Source organism: Candidatus Obscuribacterales bacterium (genome assembly GCA_036703605.1).
Taxonomy (GTDB): Bacteria; Cyanobacteriota; Cyanobacteriia; order RECH01; family RECH01; genus RECH01.
The window spans coordinates 1-1,115 of record DATNRH010000808.1 but is presented as its reverse complement, the minus strand read 5'-3'; the positions used below and the strand labels follow the sequence as shown (position 1 = coordinate 1,115).

Sequence of the window (1,115 nt, the reverse complement as noted above, 5' to 3'; positions counted from 1 at the left end):
GCGATCACACTGACCAGCACGCCCATCGCGGTACTGATGATGAGTGTCGCCAGCACTGATATCCCCAGGGGCCATTCCAGGTGCAGGATGAGCAAACCAATAGCATACGCCCCAATCCCAAAGAAAGCCGCATGGCCGAAGGAAATCACACCTGCAAAACCAAAGATCAGGTTGTAGCTAATAGCCAGGGTTGCCAGGATAAACGCCTCTATGAACACCGATTGCCAGAAGTAGGATTTACCACGACTGCAGACCGATGAATCGGTCTGCCAGGCGATGATAAAGGGGATCGCAATGAGCAGGAGCAGAACGATATACTGCGCGCCCTGCTCGCGCAATAGATTGAACAGCCAAGCGCTTCGTTTGCCCACCGCAAAGGCTGCAACTACAGCAAGAACGGCAACCCCGATTTCTATTAATAGAATTGTAACAACCGGGGTAATACCGTCGGCACAGGCGACCGAACCGATGGCACTGGAGAACTTTGCCAATCCTGCAGTGCCAACTTCAGGCTCGCCGATGGCTACCGCGGCCCCGAGAGGGATCGCCAACAGTAGCACCAGAACGAGAGGTAATAACCAGTTAGCGATGGCAGGTCTATGAGCAGGCTCAGGCATAATCATTCCCTCCCAAATAATCCACTGGGCCGCACCAGCAGAACAATTACCATGATAATGAGTATCGATAGACTGGCCAGCACCGGGGTTCGCAAATATTGTAGCGAGATTTGTTCAGCTGTAGCCCGGGTGAGGCCAACCAGGATGCTGGCAATGGCAGTGCCTTCAAAGCTGCTCATCCCTCCAAGGACAACTACGATCACTGCACTTAGCAGAAACTGGTCCCCCATAGAAGGATAAGCGCCCAGGTAGGGTGCGGCTGTCATCCCTCCCAGTGCCGCCACAGCACAACCCAGGGCAAAGACCAACGTAAATATCTGGCGCACATTGATGCCGAGCGCCTCCACCATCTCACTGTCCTGCACCCCAGCCCGGATGATGATGCCAATGCGAGTGCGCTGGAGCAGGAGCAGAATGGCAGCCATCAAGACAGCTCCAACAGCAATGATAAAGACCCGGTAAGTCTCAAATTGAGCACCCAGGATGGGGAAAGTTGTG

Annotated in this window: 2 protein-coding genes; both read right to left on the bottom strand. The window is 54.2% G+C overall.

Features of this window, described 5'->3' with window-relative positions; genetic code table 11:
• On the bottom strand, positions 1-617 hold a 617-nt coding region (locus tag V6D20_16825), incomplete at its 3' end, for a hypothetical protein (protein ID HEY9817444.1).
• Between the two features lie 2 nt (positions 618-619).
• A partial coding sequence (locus V6D20_16820; protein ID HEY9817443.1) for a branched-chain amino acid ABC transporter permease occupies positions 620-1,115 on the bottom strand: 496 nt, incomplete at its 5' end.